Source organism: Paenibacillus sp. WG02, assembly GCF_055396115.1.
The window spans coordinates 7,306,649-7,330,927 of the sequence record NZ_AP036016.1; the positions used below are offsets into that span (position 1 = coordinate 7,306,649).

Sequence of the window (24,279 nt, forward strand, 5' to 3'; positions counted from 1 at the left end):
TCAAGTCACTCCATTTTTCATTATTGCTCTTCAATAGCCGTCATTTGGACTTTTTCTTTGTCTCTTAACTGATTAGGATTGGATTTAACGACCAATTCCCCTTCTTTGACTCCTGAAAGCACTTCTTGATTAGGTTCATTTAGCCTGCCAAGTTGTACGCTGCGCTTCTCGACAATATCGCCCGATAGTACGAATACGAAGGCATCATCACCCTCTTTAACGATACTATAGGTCGGAACGGTGGGAACGATTTGGTCTTTCTCCTCTGTCATTTGAATCCTTAGCTTCATGCCAGGTTTCAGGGTCAAATCTTTATTAGGCACTTCTAAGTTGATTTCATAAGCTTTCGTTTGCGGGTCGATCACTTTGGAGAGATAACTAATTTTCCCTTTATACATCGTCTTAGTTCCTGCTATATAGTAGGACAGCTCTGTCTTGCCACTTAAGTGTCTCGTTTCTTCTTCCGATAGCTGAGCTTTAATTTTAATCGGATCCAGTCTCTGAATGACACCGATGGTAGCACCCGGCTGCAAGCTCATCCATCCCTCTAACGGCATCTCCGATAACAGGCCGCTCACAGGGGCTTTTACTTCAAGATTTTTCATGGATTGATCTACCTGCTGCAAGGTTACACGAGCATTTTTGAGCTGATCTTCCAATTCGGAAGTAGCATCAATCGGTTCCAAAATGCTTAGTTTCTGCTTGAGCTGATCCAGATCCATGCGGGCATTCATCATTTGGTTTTCCATCTGATACAGCTGGGCTTTCGTAACCAGACCAATATCATAGTCGTTCTTCATTTTATTGTAATTTCGCAGCAAGCTCGTCATGCCTAACTCCATTTTTTGAATGGCGTTGCTCATTTCCAGCTTCTGGCTTTCCATTTCTTTTTTTGCTCTAATTTTTGCTTTTTCTATGGCTGCCTGGGCCGTTTTGACAGCAGCGTCCGCCGCTTCTCGTTGGGCTGAGATCTCGCTAGACTTCAGTTTGACGATTACGTCCCCTTCTTGCACCATATCTCCGCGCTTTTTCAGGATTTGATCAACGTCCCCAGCCATCTTGGCTACGACGTCGAATTGAACGGAGGATTGAACTTCAGCCGCACGTTCGAGCGGATCTCCAATTTTTTGATTAATGACCTTAAATACTTTGACATTTTTTAAAGCCTGCTCCTGAGATAAAGCATTAGCATCCGGATTTAACGGGGCTGTCTCGGAGCATCCGGCCAGAATTCCAATGCTCAGCGTCAAGATGCAGGCGGTTCTCACGACTCGCCGATGCGGCTTTCGTCTTTTTTGTCTCATTAGCTATAAACTCGCTCCCCTTACTACAATTTTTTACCGACAAAAGTTACATATAGGTTTCCGCATGATGGTCTTTTATTTCGTTCATAACCACCCCAATCAGCTTGGCTTTCGCAAGCATAAGCTCCTCTTTCACCTTCTTGGCTGCGCCACGTTTCACCTTGCCATATTCCACAATGAGAAGCACCCCATCGCACTTGGTCGCCATTATTTTCGCATCCGTTAACGTTAAGACCGATGACGTATCCACAATGACCATGTCGTATCTGGTTCTCAGTTCTGCTAAGAGGTTATCCATAGCTTTGGATGCCAATAAACCGGAAGGATTCTGTTGGACAGGTCCTGAGGTCAAAATAGACAGATTTTCAACAATTGTTTCCCGTATGATCCCTTCCAATGCATTCTGGTTAACCAAATAATTCGTCAATCCAATGCCATTATCTTCACCAAATGCAAGATGGATAGAAGGATTACGCAGATCCGCATCGAGCAGAATCACTTTCTTGCCAATCTGAGCATAAGCCACTGCCAAATTAATAGCTGTCGTCGTTTTCCCTTCACCACGGCCCGATGAGGTAATCGTAATCGTCTTCGCCTCACGTCCAAAAACGGAGCATTCGATATTAAATCTTAAAGACCGATAAGCTTCTGAGGTGGAGGAATCCGGATGAATTTGCATCATAATCGCAGAATTAGTGGATGGTTTTGGCATATGACGGTTCCCCTGCTTTTTTTCTAGATTTATTTTTCTGCTTAGTTCGTAATGCTTTGTTTTTCACTTTTGGTATGTACCCTAAGGTCGATACTTCAAATACCTGACGAATGTCTTCATCTGATTTTAACGTATCGTCCAATGCATCCAGCAGGAAGGTAAGACCGATCATTACAGCTAAGGAACCTATAAAGCTTAAAATAAGATATTGATTTGATTTTTGGTTGATGGGTGCGGGATTGTCCTGTACTTTTGCTCTATTTAATATGGTTACATTATCCACTTTCATAATCTTGGGAATTTCGGTTTGAAAGACATCCGATACGGCATTCGCGATTCTCACTGCTTTTTCATGCGAGAAGTGTCTTGCAACGATCGTCATGACTTGCGTTTCATTTAAATTAGATACATTTACAATAGAGATGAGTTGGTCGGAGGACACATTTAAATCGGGGTAACGTTGAACAACTTTATCCATAATAGCTGGGGTCCTGATGATTTCTTTATAGGTATTCATGAGGGCAATATTAACACCGATCGCTCCGTAATCGATCTGCTCTCTACCTAATTGGTCCTGTTCAACCGTCTTGTTAACGATCAACTTGGTCGAAGCTTGGTAAATGGGCTGATAGTTGGATGAGGTATACAAAGCAGTTAGAATCGTTGTCACTAGTACGACTAATACGATGAGCCACAAGCGTTTCTTTATAATCATTAAATATTCTTTAAAATTGATCTCCATGATTCCCCTCCGTAGGAAGTCTACTTGCATTTGGTAGAAAATAACGAAATCTTTGATACTATTTGTATCATGATGATATTACTACTTTAAGATACTTTTTGTATCATGTCAATAAAATATTTGCTATTTAGGTTCCAAAATGTATCAGATAAAATCTTCATAAAAAAAGAGAAGAATTCCTGTTTCAGGACTCTTCTCTTAGGGCTTTAGCTCATCCCTATTGTCGTTATTCTACTTGATTCATTCGTTCGATTGGAGAGGGTTAGCGCCTGCTGCAGAAGCATCGCAAGCAGTTTCCGCATCGAGCCTATGCCAATTTTGCTCATAATATTAGCCAAATGTATTTTCACAGTTTTCTCACTAATGTAACAACTTTCAGCAATCTCACGGTTGGTGTATCCATGGGTAACAAGTAAAGACAGAATTTCAGATTCACGCTGCGTGAGGCCGTAATTCGCAAAAAACTGATGAAAAACCAGCTCTGGTTCCTTGGTTAGCTCCACATTTACGTAACTTTCATGTTCTGTAATCAACCTATTTGTCATCCGATAACATCCTTTATATATGTCTAATTGATTGCCAAGCGATCTCTCATATCACAACTTCACTTATATGGATGTGTCTTTCTCTACTTAGGTCTAGAAATGACTCCTCAATCTTTACAAGCGGGTTTGTATCATCCGTAGGGTTAATATAAACGACCTCGCCAGAGCGGCCGTCGGTTAGCTTTACTGTTCTGCCAATCAAATTATTAATCATATTCGTAAGAAATACTGACACAATGTGGGGGTCCAATTCTCCGAAAAACCCTTTCCTCATCCGGCTCACAACCTCGTAAAAGGGCATCATTTCATGATAAGGCCTCTTCGAGGACATCGCGTGAAAGACATCGGCAACAGCAACAATTCGGCTCATTCGATCCAACTGGCTATCCCTTAATTGCAAGGGGTATCCAGTGCCATCTGCCCGTTCATGATGCTGTAGAGCAACCAGAGCTACTCTGTAGTTAATCCCTACCGTTTCCTTCAGCATGTTATAGCCTAGAATCGTGTGTCGCTTTATTTCATCGTACTCTTCTGAGGTTAACTTCCCCGGCTTCAACAGAATCTCTTGCGAAATCTTGATCTTACCAACATCATGCATCGTTGCCGCCAGCGATAATAGCGCCACTTCATTATCAGCTAAATTTAACCATTTTCCAATCAGCGTTGAGAGTATGCCTACACCAATATTGTGCTTATGCGTGTACTCATCTTTCGCTTTGACAGCTTCAAACAATTGAAATAAATCGGGGTTCTCAGCAGCCTGCAGAACGATAGGAATCAATTCATTCTTGATTTCCAGCAGCGGAATCTTCTTCTGCGATTGAATACGCTCGAATAAGTCCTTGGCATATTGAGAAGCTTTTTGGACAAGGAGTTCGGAAGAATCTGGTGGGGATACAGAAACAAGCTTATGCTCATACATGGTTGTCGTAATGATTTCCATAAGGTCAATGCGATGCTGTCGAAACAAATCCAAATGCTCTTGATTGAGAACCGATTGACTTGGTACTAAGACAAGTCCATGGCTTGTTGTCACATCGTATTTCAACATCTTACCCAATAGTTCTCTCAATAAAGCTCGCTCCAATTATTTCAAAATATAACCATTTTCAATTATATACGACAAAATTAGTACAATCTATGGGAGCAGAATCCCGTATTTCACTGGATAATGTAGGTTAAATCACCTATGCCATCTCTCGAAACCATCAAAAGTAGGACTATTGGTCTGCTTTTGTTGTTCAATTAGCGCTAAAATCACATCGTGACATCCGTCTACCCTGCTGCATATAGTAAGTATCGACTAATCCGCTTTTACCTAAGGAGGAAATTACGCAATGGCTTCAGACAACAAACAAGATGAACTTCGTGAATTCGAAACTGTATCCGTACAGCCTGAAACTTCGGAACAGTTCTATCCGGCTTCATATCCGCAAGCTTTTCCTTATCCGTATGACTATGCAGTACCCCAAGCTTATGGTTGGGTGCCAGCTTACGATACGCGCGGCTTCGGATTTCCGGGCTTACCCGGATTCGGCATGACTCCCGGTGCTCCCGGAACCGGTATGACTCCTGGATTCCCCGGAGCCGGTATGACTCCTGGTACCCCCGGAACCGGTATGACTCCTGGTACCCCCGGGAGCCGGTATGACTCCTGGATTCCCTGGATCCGGCATGTCTCCTGGCATGTCTCCTGGCATGTCTCCTGGCATGTCTCCTGGCATGTCCCCTGGCATGTTTCCTGGCATGTCTCCTGGCATGTCTCCTGGCATGTTTCCTGGCATGTCTCCTGGTATGTCTCCTGGCATGTCTCCTGGCATGTCTCCTGGCATCTCTCCTGGCATGTCTCCTGGCATGTCTCCTGGCATGTTTCCTGGCATGTCTCCTGGCATGTCTCCTGGCATGAATCCTGGCATGTCTCCTGGCTTCCCTGGATCTGGCATGAATCCTGGCTTCCCTGACCCACCCTTCCCTGGGCAACAGCAAGGAGGAGAGCAAGCTCCAACTTCGGCGCCTCCAGCTTATACACCGCAGAAGCCGTTTACATCGGAAGGTGCCTCCGCTTTTGCCGTAGACCCGGGAAGTATTCGCCGCTGCTTGTTTAATTTCACTTATGTCTGGCTCAACAACGGTCAACAGTTCTGGTATTTCCCTACCTTTGTCGGACGCAATTCAATCGCAGGCTTCCGTTGGACTGGGTTCTCTTGGAGGTATTTCGGTATCGATTTGCGCTTCATTGACTCATTTACTTGTTAAAATAATACGAAAAAGGCTGCTATTCTCATAGTAAATACCCGGAAGATGGAACTTTGAAAAAAGTGACATCTCTCGGGTATTTTTACGTTTACAATCATAACTCCAAAATGCGATTTTAGAGTCATTCAGCTTTCGAGATGGCAGATGGGCTTTAGTGGTTACCAATGTTGTATTTTCTGCAACAATTCACACGCCAAAAGGCTATTTTGCATCTTGAAGTTGCATATCGTACAACATTTTGAGCACATTTGTTGCTAAATGCTCGATATTGGGCCAAATTGTTGTACATTATGCAACATCGAAGGGAAATAGGCGAGATTTAGGCAGCAATTTTTGCATTTTTTACAACATCATTCTACCGCATTTAGGGATTCATTCATCCAGCAACCTCAAGTGAGCCTAAATGTAGATGATACCGAAAATGAGCACAAAAAAAGATGACTCCCGGTGAATTCTGCGTACGGGATCCATCTTTTAACAGCTTAATCTAGGGTCTTTCTTCTAAGTACCAACGAATGGCGGCACAGTTCAACGGAATAACAGCCTTCTTTCTTATCAGCCTTCCTGCCAAGCAAAACGGTATCCGATCCCAGGCTCCGTAAGGATATACTTCGGTCTTGTCGGGTCCTCTTCAATCTTTTTCCTCAGATGACCAACATATACTCTCAAGTATTGGCTGTCTGATTCATACTGCTGACCGCCCCAAACTTGTTTGAGCAATTGTTTGTGTGTCATTACTCGTCCTGCATTCAGGGCGAGAACTTTCAACAAATCGTATTCCGTAGGAGTTAATTTGAGTTTCTCATCCTTAAGCTCAACACTACGTTGCGATAAATCAATGACTAAATGACCCAGTTTCAACACCGGTTCATCTTGCGTCTTGGCGATATGCCGTAAGGCAACTCGCATACGGGCCATAAATTCGCCCATGCCAAACGGCTTCGTCACATAATCGTCGGCGCCGCGATCCAAGGCGGCAACTTTATCCTGTTCCTGGTCATGAGCAGTAAGAATAATGATGGGCACCTGCGACCACTCGCGGATATTAGCTAGCACTTCCATGCCCGTCATATCAGGCAAACCCAGGTCTAAGACAATTAAATCAGGGCGCACCATCGTAGCCTGCAGCAAGCCTTCTTGACCGGTGGAAGCTTCAGCTGCTTCAAATCCATGAGCAGTTAGAGTGACGCGCAGCAACTTTCGTATTTGTGGTTCATCATCGATGATTAGGATCTTCGCTCCTGTAGTTGTCATTCCCATCCCCGTCTTTCTCAGCGAATTGTAAAGGCAAGCTTATCCGAATAGCTGTTCCTCGATTCCCATTGTTCGAGGCTGCAATATGGCCGCCATGTGCTTCCACAATGCTTTTACTGATCGCAAGCCCAAGCCCTGTTCCTGGGATATGTTTGGTTAAATGGCCTCTATAAAATTTCTCAAATACCCGCTCCAAATCAGCTGAGGCAATGCCTGCACCCTGATCTTTGATGGTCAAATCAATCATGTCTTGGTTGTGATCCGCTTCAATCACAATTTCGCTTCCATCCGGCGAATACTTAATGGCATTACTAATGACATTAATCAACACCTGTTCAATAAGAACTTCGTCTAGAGGTACAGACGGAAGATCTGGCGCAAGACGTATGTTTACTTTTCTGTGCAGCAAAGCGTCGTTCAATTGCGTAAGCGCGACACCTACAATATCCTCTATCCCACACCACTGTTTATTTAAACGCAGCATGCCGCTCTCAATCCGAACCATGCCCAGTAAATTGCCGACCAACCGGTTCATCCGGGTAGCTCCCTCACGAGTCGTGAGTAATAACTCTCGTCGATCCTCAGGACCGAAGACGTCTTCCCCTTCTAGGAGTCCGGTTACTGAACCTATGATCGTTGCCAGGGGCGTTCGCAATTCATGTGAAAGCGAATCCAGCAGCGCGGTACGCAGCTTCTCCGATTCAGCCGTTAATTGCGCCACCTTGGCTTCATTCGCGAGTTTAACGCGAGATATCGCAACGGCTACAAGATCAGATAGCGCTTCGATGATCCGAATAAGCTCCGGCATATCTGACAAATTTCTATCGCCAACATGAACAGCAAGCACGCCATGAACCTGCTGATCCGTAGCTAAAGGGACATGCAGATCCGATGATTCCCCCAATGTAAGAGTCCCTCGACCGGCAATGGAATTATGTTTATTGACCCAAGCGGCGATAGACAGATGGGATTCATCACTGGCCCAATCTTCGCCATCCTTGGAGCAGGCTTCCAACTGCTGTTCCCCCAACTCGTTTGGTAAAATAATTGCAGCCTTAGCGTCAATCGTATCTGAAACATGTTGAACAATCTGATTTAGTAGGACATCTAGGTCTGAAATGGCGGTAATCTTACGACTTAAAGCGTACAGAGCAGCCGTACTTGCTTCTTTTTGCTGCGCTTGATGAATTTGATTCCTCAGTTTAGAAGCCAAGTTGGAAGTAAGGCCAGCAACTGATAAAAAAACAATAAAAGAGATCATATAACGCAAATCAGCAACCGTAAGACTAAAAATGGGTGGCACAAAAAAATAATCAAACGCCAATACCCCTATTCCCGCAGCAAAAAAGGAGGGCCCTCTTCCCCAGCGTACAGCACTAAAAAGAACAGGAAATAAATAAAGCAGCACAATGTTAACTAAATCTAGAAAAAGACCAAAGGCTCTTAAAAATATGGTTAGTATTGTAATAAAAATAGCGATAATAAAATACGATTTCCAGTTCATCAATTCTTTTGTTTTTTTCACCATGTGTTCATTTTACCTTATTTCCCGTAGTTTGCCACGTCTCATAGTCAGCAACAATCAGCACATCCATTGTACTTGCAAGCGGTACAAGCTTTTTGACAATGGCGTCCTTCCACACAATAATTTGAGTCGCTCCCGCCTCACTAGCCTTGGAAGCAAAAACCTGCGGGATTTGGTTGCGGTTGGCCACCTCTTGGTATGAAAACTCGCCTCCAAGCCTAATGGTTAACCGCTCTAATGACTCTAGCTTCTGTTTCCACTCCTCTACGCCTCCCACCGCAATAAAGCTTACATGCCAAGTTGCTTTAAGCCGATGCGCAATCCGAAAGCCGCGGCGAATTAAGCGATCGGCTTGTGAGATTTCCGTGATACACACGTAAATCACTTCTTTTCTGCGCCATGGGCCACGAAGTGAGCTCTTGCGCTCCATAGATTCTAGACGTTCATCTACATCATCAGCGATTTCGCGCAGCGCGAGTTCCCGTAAAGCGATCAGATTCCCTGTTTTAAAGAAATTGTTCAACGCTTGATCCACCTTGACCATCGCATAAATTTTACCATCTCTCATGCGAAGCTGTAAGGCCTCGGGGGCAACGTCGATTAACTGTACTTCATCCGCCATGCGAAGAATACTATCGGGAACCGTTTCCCTAACTCGAATACCCGTAATTTGTTCCACGGCATCATTTAAGCTTTCCAGGTGCTGCACATTAACGGTTGCTATGACCGATATGCCCGCTTCCAGAATTTCCATCACATCTTCATACCGTTTTTTATACTTGCTGCTGGGTACATTCGAATGGGCTAATTCATCTACCAAAACCACTTCAGGTCTAAGACGAATGATACCTTCTGTATCCATTTCCTCCAGCTTTACACCTTGATACTGGATTTCTGCCCGCGGTATGATGTCAAGTTCCCCAATCTGTGCGATTGTCTCTTTTCTTCCATGGGTTTCAAGCAAGCCAATCTTCACATCAATCCCCTTTTTGAGCAGATCGTTGCCTTCTCTCAGCATCGTATACGTTTTACCGACACCAGGGGCAGCTCCAATATAGACTTTAAATCTACCCCGTTTGATTTTTTCGATTTTCGCCTCTACTTCTTGTTTGCTCAAACGTTTATATTTGTAAGGTTCCTTCAAAGAGTGGATATGGGCTGGCAGAATGCGCTCACCCTCCTGAGAAGCACGATCAGCAATCAAGAATACATCGATATTTGTCGTTCTTTTTAACACGCCATTGATGACGGAGCCTTGTAAAAGAGTTTGCCATTTGGTTTGCTTAGAATGTCCTAATACAATGCGTGTTACATGATGAGCTATCGCATAATCGACCAATATTTGAGCGATGCTGCGACGGTTCCGAAAAGGCAGCTCTTCAAATTTGCCGCCTACTTTTTGGACAAGCTTCATAATGGACCTGCGAAAAGTGGCCGCTTCTTTGGTGAGCGGTTTATTGAAATTACGCAGCGTAACCACATGAAGATCACCATTCAATCGCTTCGCAATCTGCTGTCCTCTGCGCACATAAATCGAACCGTTCCAATGATACTGCGTTGTTACAAGGATGCGCTCGGTAGCACCAGATGGACCCAGAATCCCCATTTGTTCGCGATGTTCTTCCAGAGAATCGTTAACGTCCTCAGCAACAAGACGAAGTGCCAGTTCTCGCAGCACGCCTAAATTACCGCGTTTGAATAACGCTGTATCCTTATTCCCCTTTAAATGGCCTTCTCCCAATCGATTTAAAATCGTTTCCGGCGTCGCATCGATTAATCGAACCTCATCAGCAAGCTCCAACGTATCTGAGGGAACACAGTGCCCTACTTCAATGCCTGTCAGTTTATGAGCAACCTCCATCGCCTCTTCCAGCTCATACACATTCACCGTGGTAATCACACTAATATCATTGGAAAGTAAAAACTTGATGTCGTCTAAACGTGAGGGAAACCGTGCGCCTTCTCGATTACAATGGGCCAACCCGTCTACGAGCACGACCTCCGGATTTCTCTCGATTAACGCATCCAAATTGAGATCTTTTTGCTCGACCCCGTCTTTGATCCAATGAATGCTCGGGACCCTTTCCAGATCCCCCAATTGTTCCACGGTTTCCGGTCTTTGGAGCGTTGATACGGCGCAAATGACCACATCAATCCCTTGCTGCTTGAGGTTTTGCCCTTCGCGAAGCATATGATAGGTTTTACCGGATCCACTGACGGCGCCGATATATATTTTAAAACTGCCGCGGTGCAGTTTAGAGATGGAATATAGGATTTCTTCCGGTGTTTTTCTTTTGAAACCATCCAAATGGCAACATTCTCCCTTCTCCCTAAAATGTGCAGAAACCACTCTCATAAATAACCGAGAGTGGTTGCCTGCTTATCTCACAATTTCACTTGCTTCAGCAGTTCCATATTTAATTCCGTCACATTGACTCTTGGCTCACCGAAAACTCCGAGTTGGCGCGTTTTGGAAAGCTGATCAACGAGATCATTGAGATTTTTCTCAGAGATCCCTGTTTCCTTGCTAATTCTCGGCACCTGGGCTTTAGCCCCCTCCTGGAGATAAATCCGGATCAAAACCGGAACCGGAGACAGTGACTAAGTCAGCTGGGATTTCCGTTAGATTAGGATTTTCTTGCTTCAAGGCAGCAATACTCTCTGCCATTGCCGCAGCATAATCGCTTGAAGCCACCGCTGTATTGGAGCCTGATGAAGCAGTCGGGTCATACTTGGCGGCAGATCCTCTTGGATGGAAGAGCTTCGGTGACTCGAAATTTTGAGCCAATAATTCAGATCCAATCACGACACCGCCAGATTCAATGAGACTTCCATTTGCTTGTTTAGGGAATAACACCCCGGCTATACCAGTCGTTACGAGCGGATAGATGAGCCCACAGACGATCATGAACAATAAAGACACACGAACAGCTATAAAAACCGATTTCATAACGCTATCTCCTCGCTTCTCTTTCTCTTTAAACGATATTTAAACCGTGAAGCACCATATCTATGATTTTAATCCCAATGAAAGGCACGATCACACCGCCTAAACCATAGAGCAGAATATTGCGTGACAACAATTTATCTGCTGACATTGCCCGGTACTTAACACCCTTCATAGCAATGGGGATGAGGAGCGGGATGATAATTGCATTGAATATGAGCGCTGATAAAATAGCCGATTCCGGCGAAGCCAGATTCATAATATTCAAGGCCTGCAGCTGCGGCATAGCTAAGATAAACATCGCAGGAATGATCGCGAAATATTTGGCAATATCGTTGGCAATTGAAAATGTTGTTAGAGCTCCGCGAGTGATTAGCAGCTGTTTACCGATAGAAATGACAGAAAGCAGTTTGGTCGGATCGGAATCCAAATCGATCATGTTGGCCGCTTCTTTCGCAGCCATCGTGCCTGAATTCATCGCAAGTCCTACATCGGCTTGAGCAAGCGCAGGAGCGTCATTCGTTCCGTCGCCAGTCATGGCTACGAGCTTGCCTTCTTGCTGCTCTTTTTTAATCGCGGCAATTTTATCTTCCGGCTTCGCCTCAGCAATAAACTCGTCTACACCAGCCTCAAGTGCAATCGTCGCAGCTGTCAGTGGGTTATCCCCTGTACACATAACCGTTTTGATACCCATTGCGCGCAGTTCCGCAAATCGTTCCTTCAAGCCCGGTTTTACCGTATCCTTGAGGTAAATAACGCCATAGATCCGCTCGTTAACTGCGACTGCCAGCGGAGTGCCTCCGGCTTTGGCAATTCGATTTGTGACTGCTTCTAAGTCACTAGGAATTTTCCCGCCCATAGCGGCTACATATTTCTTAATTGCGTCGACGGCACCCTTGCGGATTTGTTTCCCATCAGCTAAATTAAGTCCTGACATCCGTGTCTCCGCAGTAAACTCCACCACTTCTGCCCCTTGATAGCTATCTGCTTGCCACGTCTCCCCAAGCTTATTCGCAAGCTCCACAATGGAGCGACCCTCAGGAGTTTCGTCTTTCACTGATGCTTGTAAGGATGTAAACGTAATGTCTTTAGCGGCTACGCCATTCACAGGTACGAACTCCGAAGCCATCCGATTTCCGAAAGTGATCGTCCCTGTTTTATCTAGGATCATCGTATCGATGTCGCCAGCAGCTTCAACAGCCTTACCTGACATAGCAAGCACGTTGAACTGAGTCACACGGTCCATACCAGCGATACCGATAGCTGATAAAAGACCTCCGATTGTCGTCGGAATGAGACAGACGAGCAAGGCAATCAGTGTGGAAATCTCCAATTTCACGTCCAAATACTTCGCCATGGGTACCATGGTCACAATGACGATTAAGAAGATCAACGTCAATACCGCAAGCAGCGTTGTTAAAGCAATTTCGTTCGGTGTTTTCTGCCGTTTGGCGCCTTCCACGAGCGCAATCATGCGATCCAAGAACGATTCGCCGGGATCGGTCGTCACTTTGACAACGATATAATCAGAAGCGACACGCGTTCCACCTGTTACGGATGAGAAGTCGCCGCCAGTTTCCTTAATAACCGGAGCGGACTCACCCGTAATCGCCGATTCATCAATTGATGCCAAACCTTCAATGATCTCACCGTCTGATGGAATGATCTCACCGATTTCAATGCGGACCACGTCTCCCTTACGGAGAGAAGTTGAAGATACTTCCTTATAAGAACCGTCCTTTTGCACCAAACGAGCTTTCGTATCCGATTTCGTCTTCCGCAGAGAATCCGCCTGTGCCTTGCCCCGCCCTTCCGCCAAAGCTTCCGCGAAGTTAGCGAAAAGCAAGGTGAAAAGCAAGATCAGAAACACAGCGATATTATAACCCCGCCCTACTTCTGTGGTACCAAAAAGATCGGGTGCGAGCGAAAGAAGAAGCGTAATGACCGTACCGATTTCAACCACAAACATAACCGGATTTTTGATCATCGCCCAAGGATTTAATTTTTTAAACGAATCAACGATAGCTTGATTCATAATTTCTTTTGTCATTGTTTTTTTACGTTCTACAGCCATGTGAATACTTCCTTTCTAATATAGGGACCTTTGGGCGTAGCTCAAAGTCTCTCTACTCACTCGTTTTTCCTTTAACGCGCCGCCAAATGTTCAGCAATCGGCCCCAATGCCAGCGCCGGGAAGAACGTTAGAGCACCAATAACTAGAATAATCATGATTAAAACCCCCATAAATAAAGGTGTATTCGTGCGCAGTGTGCCAGTCGTAACAGGAACTACACGCTTAGTAGCAAGTGAACCCGCAATGGCCAGCATCGCAATGATTGAAATGTAACGGCCAAACAGCATGACCATACCGATACCCAAGTTATAGAAGTTCGTATTTGCAGTCAAACCGCCAAAGGCAGATCCGTTATTAGCTGCACCGGACGTGAAAGCATACAGCACTTCCGACAACCCGTGCATCCCCTGATTAGCAATCGAAGTAACGGATTCAGGCCGTATAAGTGCCCACGCCGTCGGCGCCAAAATGATGAGCGGATGAATCAGAATAGCGATTGCCGCCAACTTTACTTCTTTTCCCTCAATTTTTTTACCTAAAAACTCTGGCGTTCGCCCTACCATCAGTCCGCAGATGAAAACCGATAAAATGAGGTAAAGCAAGCCGTTTAACAAGCCAACCCCTTTACCGCCGAACACATTGTTCAGCATCATTTCTGCGAAAGGGGCGATGCTTCCGAGCGGTGTAAGCGACTCATGCATATTGTTAACGGAACCTGTTGTTGCAGCCGTAGTTACAGCAGTAAAGAGAGCAGATTCAGCAATCCCGAAACGGACTTCCTTCCCTTCCATGTTGCCATGTACACCCATCGCATCAACCGCCGTTATACCGCGATACTCGGCGTAAAAAACCGTTGACAACATCACGATAAAAATGATCCCCATAGCAGCAAAGATCGTCCAACCTTGCTTTTTGTTCTTAATCATTAGTCCAAATGCGTACACCAGAGATGTAGGCAGCAGCATCATACAAATAATATGAATTAAGTTAGCGACTGGCGTCGGGTTCTCAAAAGGATGCGCAGCGTTCGTACCGAACCACCCGCCACCATTCGTACCTATATGCTTAATTGATTCAAGAGAAGCGACTAGCCCGCGAGTAATCGTTTGCTGCGCTCCTTCAATTGTTGTAGCCTGCACAGTCCCCAGCAATGTTTGCGGAATACCCTGAAATACTAAGACTAAAGCTACAATGAAGCTAAGCGGTAGAAATACCCTTGTAATCGCCCTAGTTATATCCACGTAGAAGTTACCGAGATTATCTTGACGTCCTATTAAACCGCGAATAAATGCAACTGCCACTGCAAATCCAGTTGCAGCTGATGTAAACATTGGGAATGTAATTGCCACCATTTGAGAGAAATAGGACAATGTATTTTCACCGCTGTAAGCTTGCCAGTTCGTATTTGTAATAAAAGAAATAGCGGTATTAAAAGCTAAAGCCGGTGGCATATTACCGATGCTGTCTGGATTTAGAGGCAAGTATTTTTGAAGTCGAAACACCGCATAAATCAAGAGCATCATGACCAAATTGAGCAATAACACGGCTCCTAAATACTTTTTCCAGCCCATCGCTTCCTCTTCTTTAACACCCATCAAACGATAGGATATACGCTCAAAAGGACCAAATACGCGATCAAGGCGACTCTTCTCATTACCGAACACTTTAACCAAATAACTTCCCACAGGCTTCACCAAAAGCATAATAATACCCAGTGTGATGACTACCTGTAACAATCCCATACCCATAGTAGGTTCTCCCCTTGCTTACATAAGTTCATATTCTACAATTAAAATTTCTCTGGTTTCACTAGAACAAAACCGAGATACACCATAATGGCAAATGCAATTAGTCCAATAACAATCATATGTTTGCCTCCTAAAAGGATTGGTCAATAACCTCGCTTCGGTACATAAGCTCACGCTTTTTCACAATATTTCACAAATCCCCAAAACACTAAAAATGATACTGCGATTAATAGAACCATCGTTACATCGTTGTACATAACACACCTCCTTGAAATCGACAGAACCTCAATCATTTATTTAATTTTTAAAAGATGGCAGCAGAAACTTCGCATCACCATTTTTAGAATAAATGACATAATCAGCGCCCAGTCCTTTGTAGATCAACCGGGGATTCACGCTTTGCGTAATGACATAAATGGGTCTAGAGGTTAGGCCGCGACATATCTGGATATACCGGCAGCATAAGGGCAAGCTTTCCTCAAATAAAATGACGTTTCCAATTGGATAGTCAGGAATGATGGATAGGCCCGGTTCCGACGTATTCACTTGGATAATTTGTTTCACACCCTGCCCCTCAAGTTTGAGTTTCTCCATCTTGTTATTGGTTAATGCAATAAAAGGTAAACCAACCAACTTTACCTGTTTCATAAAGTCCTCGCCTGCCTTGGTCGGCGCAGCTATCAGCAAACAATCACTTTGCATGACCATCACCGCCCCCTTTCCTGACATATTGTAACGCCGAACCGTATAAAAAGGGGGTAAAGAATCTATAGCATCCGTATAAAAAAAGCATAAAAATTGATTTACACAGATTGTTTCTGATGAACATACTTCAGACCATCCGTAAGGGTAAGGCCTTGGATCCGCTGAAATACGAGCTTGGAAGTGCCCTATCTTGGCAAACTGCGCTTACTTTGGATTCACCCCGAGAAGCCCAGTGTTTACATACAATCAAATCCATTTTGGAGCTTACCTTAGTCCACGACCAAGGATAAGCTCAGAGCCTCTAACGATTCTTATCCCGCTCCTTTAGCCACTTTCTACGCAAATAGAAGCTCCAAAAGGCTCTTATATTTCTCTGAGTAGCTAGCTTTCCCACCCTATCAACGACAAATAAGAGCCCCTAAAGGCTCTTATCCCGCTCCTTTAGCCACTTTCTGCGCAAATAGAAGCTCCAAAAGGCTCTTATTTCTCTGAGTAGCTACCCTTTCCCACCCTACCAACGACAAATAAGAGTCCCTAAAGACTCTTATCCCGCTCCTTTAGCCACTTTCTGCACAAATAGAAGCTCCCAAAGGCTCTTATTTCTCTGAGTAGCTAGCTTTCCAGCCTATCTACGACAGATAATCAACCTCTCGACCTGCCAATGCCGGTCTAACCGCGATTTCCGCATATTTGGACTCGCTTTCCAAACCTATCGCAGTCTGCCTCCCGGTTTAAGTTCAGCTTCCAAGAATATCAACCCTCCGAAGCTCCAGCCGTACACTGCCGCGCAGCCTGCTTTACGTTTTTATTCTTTTTTTATACGCCGCTAGCGATTCTTTACCCCCTTTTTATACGGTTCAACGTTACAATGATGCCATATTCGTTCACTGCCACTTAGATCCTAAGTCAAAATAAAGGAGAACATGTATGTCTACATCTGCCCATTATTATTTAGGGATAGCACCCAACTTGTTAAATCCGATTCATTTAGATTACGAATGGTTTGGTGTCTTATGGCTAGAAGAAAATAATCAACCGATTATCCTTGGTTATTGGTTTTGTAAAGAAAAATCGGGGATCACCCAACAAGCTGACCAGGCCGGATTTTCAAAATGGACTGAAATATCCGATCAACCCACCATTCTGACTATGTATCAATCCATAAGAAACAAACAAAAAAAGCAGGACTGGGAGAATCGGACTCGATTATCCATCCGTACGATTTTCAAATCACCTTGGAAAGAAGACTCTTCAGGGTTGTATATTTTAAAATCCCGGGACAAATACCCCCTGCATGCTTCAGCCGTGCACAAGAAAAAGTTCTTTATTTGGTTGGAGCACTCAGCCGTATGCGAAACCGAGGAAGAGCTTCAAGCGTTCATTAAACAGGTGAATGAAGAGCACCAAGACGAGCTTGTGCATAAAAAAGCAGCCTTACTATGAAGTAAGGCCACCCTACTTAAGCTTATTTTTTCAAATGATAAGGTACTGTCGTCACAATTAGGTCCCTTCTGTAAAGAAGGAAAGCTCTAATAAGCAAGCTGGATTGGTTATGGAGAATATGCTGCCAGCTTTTCTTAGGAATAAACTGCGGGATCAGGACGGTTACCCGAAAATTGGATTCAGCCGCCTTATTTTCGACCGTATCAATAAATTTCGTTAATGGTTGAACAATGCTCCGATATTGGGAATGTAACGTTACCAGCCTTATATCGGGTTGCCACGTATTCCATTTCTCCTCAAATTGTTTCTCGGCATCTCTTTCGAAAGCCACATAAACGGCGATGATCTGATCTGGCGAAAGGGATTTGGCATAATTCAAGGAGTTCTCTACCACATGCGTAATGCCTGCAACAGGCACAATCATCACATTTCCTTCAATAGGAATCGCCGGCTCGCAAGTTGTTATTCGTAATTGTTCGCCTACGGCCTCGTAGTGTTTCTTAATTTGATGAAAAATAAAAACAATCAGGGGCAAAAAGATGAGTACGGACCAGACCTGCCCAAACTTGGTAATAAAGAAAATCATCATGACCGTAAAGCTCATCAATGCTCCAACTAAATTAATCGTTAATTTAACCATCCAGCCTTTCGGTTTCTCGCGGATCCATTTCATCAGCATACCCGTCTGAGCTAAGGTAAATGGAATGAACACTCCGACTGCATACAGAGGGATTAAATGCTCTGTTTTCCCTTTGAAAAGGATAATTAACAAGATCGATGTTACCGCCAGGAAAATGATCCCGTTGGAATACCCTAGTCGATCTCCTCTAATCGTAAACATTCTTGCTATGTATTTATCCTTGGCCAGATTAACAGCCAGTAAGGGGAAAGCAGAATATCCCGTATTCGCCGCGAGCACAAGAATCATAGCTGTTGTACCTTGGATGATGTAATACATGAAATTTCTGCCGAACGTTTCAGCAGCAATTTGCGAGACAACCGTTTCCTTTTCTTTGGGAGATATCCCATAGTAATACGCTAGATACACGACTCCCGCAAATAAAAGGGCAAGTAACAAGCCCATAGCCATCAATGTTTTGGAAGCATTTTTGGGAGCTGAATCTTCGAAGTTCGGAATGGCATTAGAGATAGCCTCAACCCCTGTTAAAGCAGAACTCCCTGATGAGAAGGCTCTTAGTAATAAAAACAAGGAAATACCTGCAACAGGCGTACCAATTGGAGCATGCAGATCCGCCGAGACATTCCCCGTTACGATATGGTATAACCCGACACCAATTAAGATAAACAAAGCCAGAACAAATAGATACACAGGATAAGCTAAAATAGAAGCCGACTCGGTTATACCCCTGAGATTTAAGATTGTAATGAATATAACCAGTACGATGGCAATAATCACAGTATAACGATGTAAGTGCGGAAAGGCAGAAGTAATGGCGTCTGTACCTGCCGAGATACTGACTGCCACTGTCAGTATGTAATCAACTAAAAGGGAGCCGCCTGCAAATAAACCCGCGTTCATCCCGAGATTTTCCTTCGAAACGACATAGGCCCCGCCTCCATGCGGGTAGGCATATATGATTTGTTGATATGACAAGATAAGTGCTAATAGAAGAAACAGAACGCCTATTGCTATAGGGATTGTGTACCAAAAAGCAGCAGCACTTACGGTAATCAAAACTATAAGAATCTGCTCAGGTCCATAAGCAACGGATGATAAAGCGTCGGAAGAGAGGATAGCTAAAGCTTTCTTTTTATTAAGCTTCTGTTCCCCTAATTCGTTTGACTTTAATGGCTGACCGATTAAAAATCGTTTAATTACGGAAAACATGATTTACACCCGCCATCGTTTTTTAAGTTCATTTCATTTTACCCAATTGTGTGAAAAAAGAATCATAAAAAGGGGGAACAGTTTAAAGAACATCCCCGCTTTCATTGCAAAAAGATTAGCAATTACAGCAGGGACTTCATTTTCCGGGGATAGAGCTGTTATCAATGCCGTTCATGGATACTAGCCAGCACTCGGTTGCTATCTGTCTGGATTTTTCTCAGACGCCACTTTCGTAAATACTTGCTAGGGATGTGAAACATTCCCTTTAGTCTTGCAGAGGTCAGGTAGCGGGTTGAGATCGAAATCTTCAAGTTTGAGATCGGTCTGGTTGCCGCTACGCAGAACCCCCAGTCCTCCCCATATCTCTTCATGACATCAAAATGATAGGGCAACACATAAAAACCGGCTGCTTTGAGCGTTGCCATTATACTCCAGACGAATTCTGGCATCTCTGACAGCAAGGAGCTCGCTATGGTAATGGCTCCCCCTGGTGCCAGGCGCTTTTTCAGGAGACTGTAAAACTCTTTGCTGTAGAGACGGCCGAGCGCAAGAGATTTATAGCTAGGTTCTGGGACGTCGATAATAATGACATCCCACTTCTTCTGGTTCTTAGCCACGAACGTTCTGCCGTCCTGAACGACGGTTCGCACCTTAGGATTTCGCAAAGACCCCTTATTGAACTTTACCAGCGGCTTCAAATTCTTGCCTAAATCCATCATGACGGAGTCAATATCAACGACTGTAATCGATTTTACGTCTCGATAACGGAGTACTTCACGCGTTGTAATGCCTCCGCCTCCACCGATCATCAGAATGTTCTGCTTCTGCTTGGCCACGGCCATTGGAATATGGACCATCGATTCGGCCCACATGTTATCATCCTCTGTCGTGCCGAACATCACGTAGCCATCCCCATAGATCAGCACTTTGCCATTGGCTTGCTTTACCACGGCGATTCGCTGGAAGCGTGTTTTAATTTTGCGCAGAATGCGGTACTTCCCGTCGGGCTCATCTTCCTCTGATATATAATCCCGAAGGGATGAAATTCTCGCTTTGATAAGCGATTGCTTAATTTTACTGCTAGGTATCACTTGCGCTTTTCGATAAATCATAAATATCCACCCCCTATGGTTGAAATACTTTTAGAACAATAACCACTCCGTTTCCAATCACACAATTTTTATCCCTCCATCTTGATCCTTACTCTTCACATACCTCGTCAATTCCGCCGTCATTTCATACCGCATAAACGGAGTAATCAGATAAATACCTTTAAAATAACGGGAAACGGTATCCACGAGTTCCATAGCAATTTCCATTCCTTGCTTTCTTGCATCTTCACCTTGGTAGCGAGCCATCTTCACAAGTACGTCATCTGAAAGTCGTATGCCTGGGACTTGATTATGGAGAAATTCAGCATTCCGATAGCTGGTTAAAGGCATGATCCCAATAAAGATAGGAATTGGTAATTGCGCAGTAGCTTGTGCCACCTGTTCGATTTGTTGATGACTGAAAAGAGGCTGACTCATGACATAATCAGCACCTGCTTCAATCTTTTTCTCCAACCTCTCAACAGCCTTGTCTAAATGCCGTGTATTGGGATTGAAAGCTGTCCCAACGGTAAATCCCGTACGAGCTTTAAGGGGACGACCCGAGAATGAGATCCCCTCGTTTAGCTTTTTAATCAGGCGAATCATTTCAATTGAAGTTGTATCGTATACAGAGGTTGCATTCGGAAGATCACCATAGCGTGGAGGGTCACCTGTTACCGTGAGCACATGGTCAATGCCCAGGGCGTAAAGTCCCATCAGATGAGACTGTTGAGCAATCAAATTCCTGTCCCGGCAAGTCACATGGAGCAGAGAACGAATTCCAACCCATTCTTTCATGAGCGTCCCCATCGCCATATTGCTGATACGGGTCATCGCGAGCGAGTTATCCGCCATAGTGACCGCGTCTGCTCCAGCCTCTTTTAACACAGCAGCCCCCTCAAAAAAAGGAAAGTAATCCAGATCTCTTGGGGGATCTAATTCCACAATAATGGTCGTTTGTTCTTGAACCATCTCCGGTAATGTTCTTTGCCTAGGAGGATCTGAACCTTTCTCCATCTTCTCACCCCTATTCTATTAAACTACTATATACTATGTAATCGAAACGAAATGGTATGGATAAGTAGCTATGATCATGCCCAAATATATCATTTTCGGTGTAATGCACATTACGCATTTGCTAGTACGAGAATATAAATATAGTAGTGATGCGCACACCATTATGGTATAAGGGGTTGAACATATGAATCTGCCTCCTTCTGTTTTAGTCATAGGAACGATTTTCATAGATTGCAAAGGATTTGCCCGGCAAAATTATCAACCATCAACTAGAAACCTCGGTAGCATTCAGTTTGTCCACGGCGGTGTAGGAAGAAATGTAGCTGAAAATCTAGCAAATCTCGATGTATCGACATGTTTTGTTACTTCCGTTGATGCCACTGCAATCGGGAAAGAAGTCGTAGAAAGACTTCACAGGTCAAACGTCAATACCGACGGGCTTATCGAGTCAAAACAACTGGGAATGGGCATGTGGCTGGCGATCTTGGACGAGAATGGGAATCTAGCAGGTTCCATCTCGCAAATGCCGGATCTTACTCTTTTACAAGCGTTGATTTCAAGCAAAGGAAAAGAAATGATTCGGCAATCCACCCACATTGCGCTTGAATTGGATCTTAATTTCCAAATTGCCCATAGCGTCATCCAGCTAGCTGCAGAAGAAAAGAAACCGATCTACGGCGTTCCCGGCAACTTAGACGTGATCTTACATCATAGAAAACTACTGGAACATTTAGATTGTTTTATATGCAACAATTTTGAAGCAGATCTATTTTTCGAGCTGAATTTTACGAATTTAACTGTCGCTCAAAAACTAGAGTCTCTAATTCAATTTGTTGATCGGACGGGAATGGGCGCTATGGTAGTTACATTAGGAGAAAAAGGAGCTGTCTACTACAATCCCCAAACCAAAGAAATTGGCTATCAACCTGTCTTCCCCGTCAAACTTGTTGATTCGAGCGGAGCTGGAGATGCTTTCTTTTCAGGTACAGTCATGGGATTAGTAAAGGGGCTTTCTTTAAAAGAAGCTGTGATTTGTGGAACTAAGGTGGCAGGGTGGACCATTGAATCGACAGAAAACACATGCTTGGATCTGCCTATTAAAATAAAAGAGGATGAGTTTTTTAGGAATGTGGTTTGAGAAAAACACGCAATTGCCTTATAATCATAAGCAAGTGACGAAGAACGTCCCGTTTCCATTCTATTGAGTGGAAACGGGACGTTTTCTATTTTTTAGAGGTGGGGTGAGAGTGTGACTTTTGATGAAGAGCATGCCGCATTTATCCAGTTTCATCTTGAAAGCAGGACGGGCGAGCGCCGGCTGGAGAGGGGCCATCGGCACGGTGAATTGCTGTTTCTACGCAATGTCTGCTGGCCGCTGCTTGGGAGCTTCAAAGATCTTCATCCGGAATACGAAGTACTCGATTGGCGGGGCAGATCTTACTTTGCCGATTTTGCCTGAGCTGCCGGGACACGTTAAACTTTTATTTGAAATCAAAGGCTTTGCCACGCACGTACGGGACATGGACAGGCACAAATACTGTAACGAGTTGAACCGTGAAACGTTCCTTCATGCAATGGGTCTCGGGCTATCGCAGAGCGATCCATCCGAATTGGAGGCGAAAAAAAGAGGCAGTCCCTAAATCAATTTAAACTTAGGGGACTGCCTCGAAGTTTTTCAAATCCAGATCAAACCGTCCAACTATTCATATTATCTTCTTGTTCTTTAGTCGCATTTGGTTTGAAATCTAGCACCTTATTCACATGGACCTGATATTCTTCATCCGTTACATCATGCCACGCACAAGCGGTAATCTAGTCATTCCCATCTTGTTGCATCCTTTTTTAACAATTCCGCTTTGTCCGTCAGTTCCCAAGGAAATTCAACATCCGTACGGCCAAAATGTCCATACGCGGCCGTGTTTTGATAGATAGGTCTGCGTAAATTAAGCATCTTAATAATGCCTGCGGGACGAAGATCAAAGTGATTGCGAATTAATTCAATCAGGTTGTCCTCGTCAATGATCCCCGTACCAAAAGTATCAACAGCTATACTAACGGGATGCGCCACCCCAATAGCATAGGCAATCTGAATCTCACATTTTTGAGCGAGATCTGCCGCTACAATGTTTTTCGCTACGTAACGCGCGGCATAGGCAGCCGATCGGTCAACCTTGGTCGGATCTTTACCCGAAAATGCACCTCCGCCATGACGAGCATAGCCGCCATAGGTATCGGCAATAATTTTACGGCCCGTTAATCCTGCATCTCCCTCTGGACCACCGATCACAAAACGGCCCGTTGGATTAATAAAATATTTTGTATTTTCATCTATCAAATCAACTGGAATGACAGGCAAAATCACACATTCATGCATATCTTTTTTGATTTGCTCTAGAGACACTTCTGGATCATGTTGAGCGGAGATCACGATCGTATCGATACGAATAGGGCAATCGCTTTCATATTCTACGCTGACCTGCACTTTCCCATCGGGACGCAAATAAGGTAATGTACCATTCTTGCGCATTTGAGCCAATTGATACGCCAGTTTATGGGATAGAGCTATTGGCAATGGCATCAATTCCTTGGTTTCACTACAAGCAAAACCGAAAATCAATCCTTGATCACCAGCACCAGTTCCTTCAAGCTCATCTTCTTTCAACTTACCATCACGAATTTCCAAAGCTCTATTTACCCCCATTGCAATATCAGGAGATTGTTCATTAATGGCAATTAAGACTGCACATGAATTCGCATCGAAACCGAGCTCAGCTCGTGTATATCCAATGCTGCTAATTGTTTTTCGAACAACTTTTTGATAATCAATAGACGCATTTGCCGTAATCTCGCCGGTTACAAGAACAAACCCCCGACCTACACAACATTCACAACCAACGCGTGCATACGGATCTATCTCAACTATAGCATCTAAAATACCGTCAGAAATTTGGTCACAAAGCTTATCAGGATGACCTTCGGTCACAGATTCAGACGTAAAGAGATAGCTTCTTTTTTTAATAGTCATACAAAATACCTCCCCGTTAACAATTTCCCCCTGAAAATAAGT

Annotated in this window: 20 protein-coding genes and 2 pseudogenes; 4 read left to right on the forward strand and 18 right to left on the reverse strand. The window is 44.2% G+C overall.

Annotation, left to right across the window (positions count from 1 at the left end; translation table 11 throughout):
• Positions 1 to 20: 20 nt before the first annotated feature.
• From ACBP55_RS33015 to ACBP55_RS33035, 5 genes are all read right to left on the reverse strand, one after another.
• On the reverse strand, positions 21 to 1,304 hold the full coding sequence (locus ACBP55_RS33015) for an efflux RND transporter periplasmic adaptor subunit (RefSeq protein WP_464647765.1): 1,284 nt from the start codon (positions 1,302 to 1,304) through the stop codon (positions 21 to 23).
• Between the two features lie 46 nt (positions 1,305 to 1,350).
• Positions 1,351 to 2,016: a CpsD/CapB family tyrosine-protein kinase gene (locus tag ACBP55_RS33020; protein WP_029196380.1), complete on the reverse strand. Its 666-nt coding sequence runs from the start codon at positions 2,014 to 2,016 to the stop codon at positions 1,351 to 1,353.
• On the reverse strand, positions 1,997 to 2,758 hold the full coding sequence (locus tag ACBP55_RS33025; protein WP_464647767.1) for a YveK family protein: 762 nt from the start codon (positions 2,756 to 2,758) through the stop codon (positions 1,997 to 1,999). Before ACBP55_RS33025 ends, ACBP55_RS33020 begins: the two co-directional genes overlap by 20 nt.
• 206 nt (positions 2,759 to 2,964) lie before the next feature.
• Positions 2,965 to 3,303: a response regulator transcription factor gene (locus ACBP55_RS33030; RefSeq protein WP_029196382.1), complete on the reverse strand. Its 339-nt coding sequence runs from the start codon at positions 3,301 to 3,303 to the stop codon at positions 2,965 to 2,967.
• 46 nt (positions 3,304 to 3,349) lie between these two features.
• Positions 3,350 to 4,375 (reverse strand): HD-GYP domain-containing protein, encoded by a 1,026-nt coding sequence (locus ACBP55_RS33035; RefSeq protein ID WP_464647769.1) that lies wholly within the window; start codon positions 4,373 to 4,375, stop codon positions 3,350 to 3,352.
• Positions 4,376 to 4,950: 575 nt separating this feature from the next.
• On the opposite strand from ACBP55_RS33035, the gene ACBP55_RS33040 reads away from it, so the two are divergent.
• Positions 4,951 to 5,559 carry a hypothetical protein gene (locus ACBP55_RS33040; protein ID WP_464647771.1) on the forward strand — a complete coding sequence of 203 codons (609 nt, stop codon included), beginning with the start codon at positions 4,951 to 4,953 and terminating at the stop codon, positions 5,557 to 5,559.
• Between the two features lie 555 nt (positions 5,560 to 6,114).
• On the opposite strand, the gene ACBP55_RS33045 is transcribed toward ACBP55_RS33040, so the two are convergent.
• From ACBP55_RS33045 to ACBP55_RS33085, 9 genes are all read right to left on the reverse strand, one after another.
• Complete coding sequence (locus ACBP55_RS33045; protein WP_464647773.1) at positions 6,115 to 6,813, reverse strand: response regulator; 699 nt, start codon at positions 6,811 to 6,813, stop codon at positions 6,115 to 6,117.
• A complete protein-coding gene (locus ACBP55_RS33050) occupies positions 6,776 to 8,341 on the reverse strand; it encodes a DUF4118 domain-containing protein (protein WP_464647775.1) in 1,566 nt (521 codons plus the stop codon). Before ACBP55_RS33050 ends, ACBP55_RS33045 begins: the two co-directional genes overlap by 38 nt.
• Positions 8,342 to 8,345: 4 nt before the next feature.
• A complete protein-coding gene (locus ACBP55_RS33055; RefSeq protein ID WP_464647777.1) occupies positions 8,346 to 10,646 on the reverse strand; it encodes a histidine kinase in 2,301 nt (766 codons plus the stop codon).
• 77 nt (positions 10,647 to 10,723) lie between these two features.
• The gene (locus ACBP55_RS33060; RefSeq protein WP_464647778.1) at positions 10,724 to 10,879 is read right to left on the reverse strand and encodes a potassium-transporting ATPase subunit C; all 156 of its coding nucleotides are present in this window, start codon (positions 10,877 to 10,879) and stop codon (positions 10,724 to 10,726) included.
• 7 nt (positions 10,880 to 10,886) lie between these two features.
• Positions 10,887 to 11,288 carry a potassium-transporting ATPase subunit C gene (locus ACBP55_RS33065; RefSeq protein WP_464647780.1) on the reverse strand — a complete coding sequence of 134 codons (402 nt, stop codon included), beginning with the start codon at positions 11,286 to 11,288 and terminating at the stop codon, positions 10,887 to 10,889.
• 28 nt (positions 11,289 to 11,316) lie between these two features.
• On the reverse strand, positions 11,317 to 13,359 hold the full coding sequence (gene kdpB / locus ACBP55_RS33070; RefSeq protein WP_464647782.1) for a potassium-transporting ATPase subunit KdpB: 2,043 nt from the start codon (positions 13,357 to 13,359) through the stop codon (positions 11,317 to 11,319).
• A gap of 71 nt (positions 13,360 to 13,430) precedes the next feature.
• Positions 13,431 to 15,101 (reverse strand): potassium-transporting ATPase subunit KdpA, encoded by a 1,671-nt coding sequence (gene kdpA / locus ACBP55_RS33075; RefSeq protein ID WP_464653509.1) that lies wholly within the window; start codon positions 15,099 to 15,101, stop codon positions 13,431 to 13,433.
• A gap of 47 nt (positions 15,102 to 15,148) precedes the next feature.
• A complete protein-coding gene (locus ACBP55_RS33080) occupies positions 15,149 to 15,226 on the reverse strand; it encodes a potassium-transporting ATPase subunit F (protein ID WP_082562338.1) in 78 nt (25 codons plus the stop codon).
• Positions 15,227 to 15,404: 178 nt separating this feature from the next.
• Entirely contained in the window at positions 15,405 to 15,815 is a 411-nt protein-coding gene (locus ACBP55_RS33085; protein WP_464647784.1) for a hypothetical protein, read from the reverse strand.
• 966 nt (positions 15,816 to 16,781) lie between these two features.
• Between ACBP55_RS33085 and ACBP55_RS33090 the strand changes: the two genes are divergently transcribed.
• Complete coding sequence (locus ACBP55_RS33090) at positions 16,782 to 17,255, forward strand: hypothetical protein (RefSeq protein ID WP_464647786.1); 474 nt, start codon at positions 16,782 to 16,784, stop codon at positions 17,253 to 17,255.
• 22 nt (positions 17,256 to 17,277) lie between these two features.
• On the opposite strand, the gene ACBP55_RS33095 is transcribed toward ACBP55_RS33090, so the two are convergent.
• The 3 genes and pseudogenes from ACBP55_RS33095 to ACBP55_RS33105 form a co-directional block, all read right to left on the reverse strand.
• Positions 17,278 to 19,104 (reverse strand): APC family permease, encoded by a 1,827-nt coding sequence (locus tag ACBP55_RS33095; RefSeq protein WP_464647787.1) that lies wholly within the window; start codon positions 19,102 to 19,104, stop codon positions 17,278 to 17,280.
• A 161-nt stretch (positions 19,105 to 19,265) separates the two neighbouring features.
• On the reverse strand, positions 19,266 to 20,216 hold the full coding sequence (locus ACBP55_RS33100) for a spermine/spermidine synthase domain-containing protein (protein WP_464647789.1): 951 nt from the start codon (positions 20,214 to 20,216) through the stop codon (positions 19,266 to 19,268).
• A gap of 57 nt (positions 20,217 to 20,273) precedes the next feature.
• Positions 20,274 to 21,203 (reverse strand): annotated as a pseudogene (locus ACBP55_RS33105) (methylenetetrahydrofolate reductase); the annotation flags it as partial.
• A 193-nt stretch (positions 21,204 to 21,396) separates the two neighbouring features.
• Here ACBP55_RS33105 and ACBP55_RS33110 point away from each other — a divergent pair.
• Together ACBP55_RS33110 and ACBP55_RS33115 are read left to right on the forward strand one after the other, a co-directional pair.
• Complete coding sequence (locus tag ACBP55_RS33110) at positions 21,397 to 22,350, forward strand: carbohydrate kinase family protein (RefSeq protein WP_464647790.1); 954 nt, start codon at positions 21,397 to 21,399, stop codon at positions 22,348 to 22,350.
• A 111-nt stretch (positions 22,351 to 22,461) separates the two neighbouring features.
• Positions 22,462 to 22,792: pseudogene (locus tag ACBP55_RS33115) on the forward strand (hypothetical protein); the annotation flags it as partial.
• Positions 22,793 to 23,028: 236 nt separating this feature from the next.
• Here ACBP55_RS33115 and metK read toward each other — a convergent pair.
• Entirely contained in the window at positions 23,029 to 24,237 is a 1,209-nt protein-coding gene (gene metK / locus ACBP55_RS33120) for a methionine adenosyltransferase (protein ID WP_464647792.1), read from the reverse strand.
• Positions 24,238 to 24,279 lie beyond the last annotated feature (42 nt).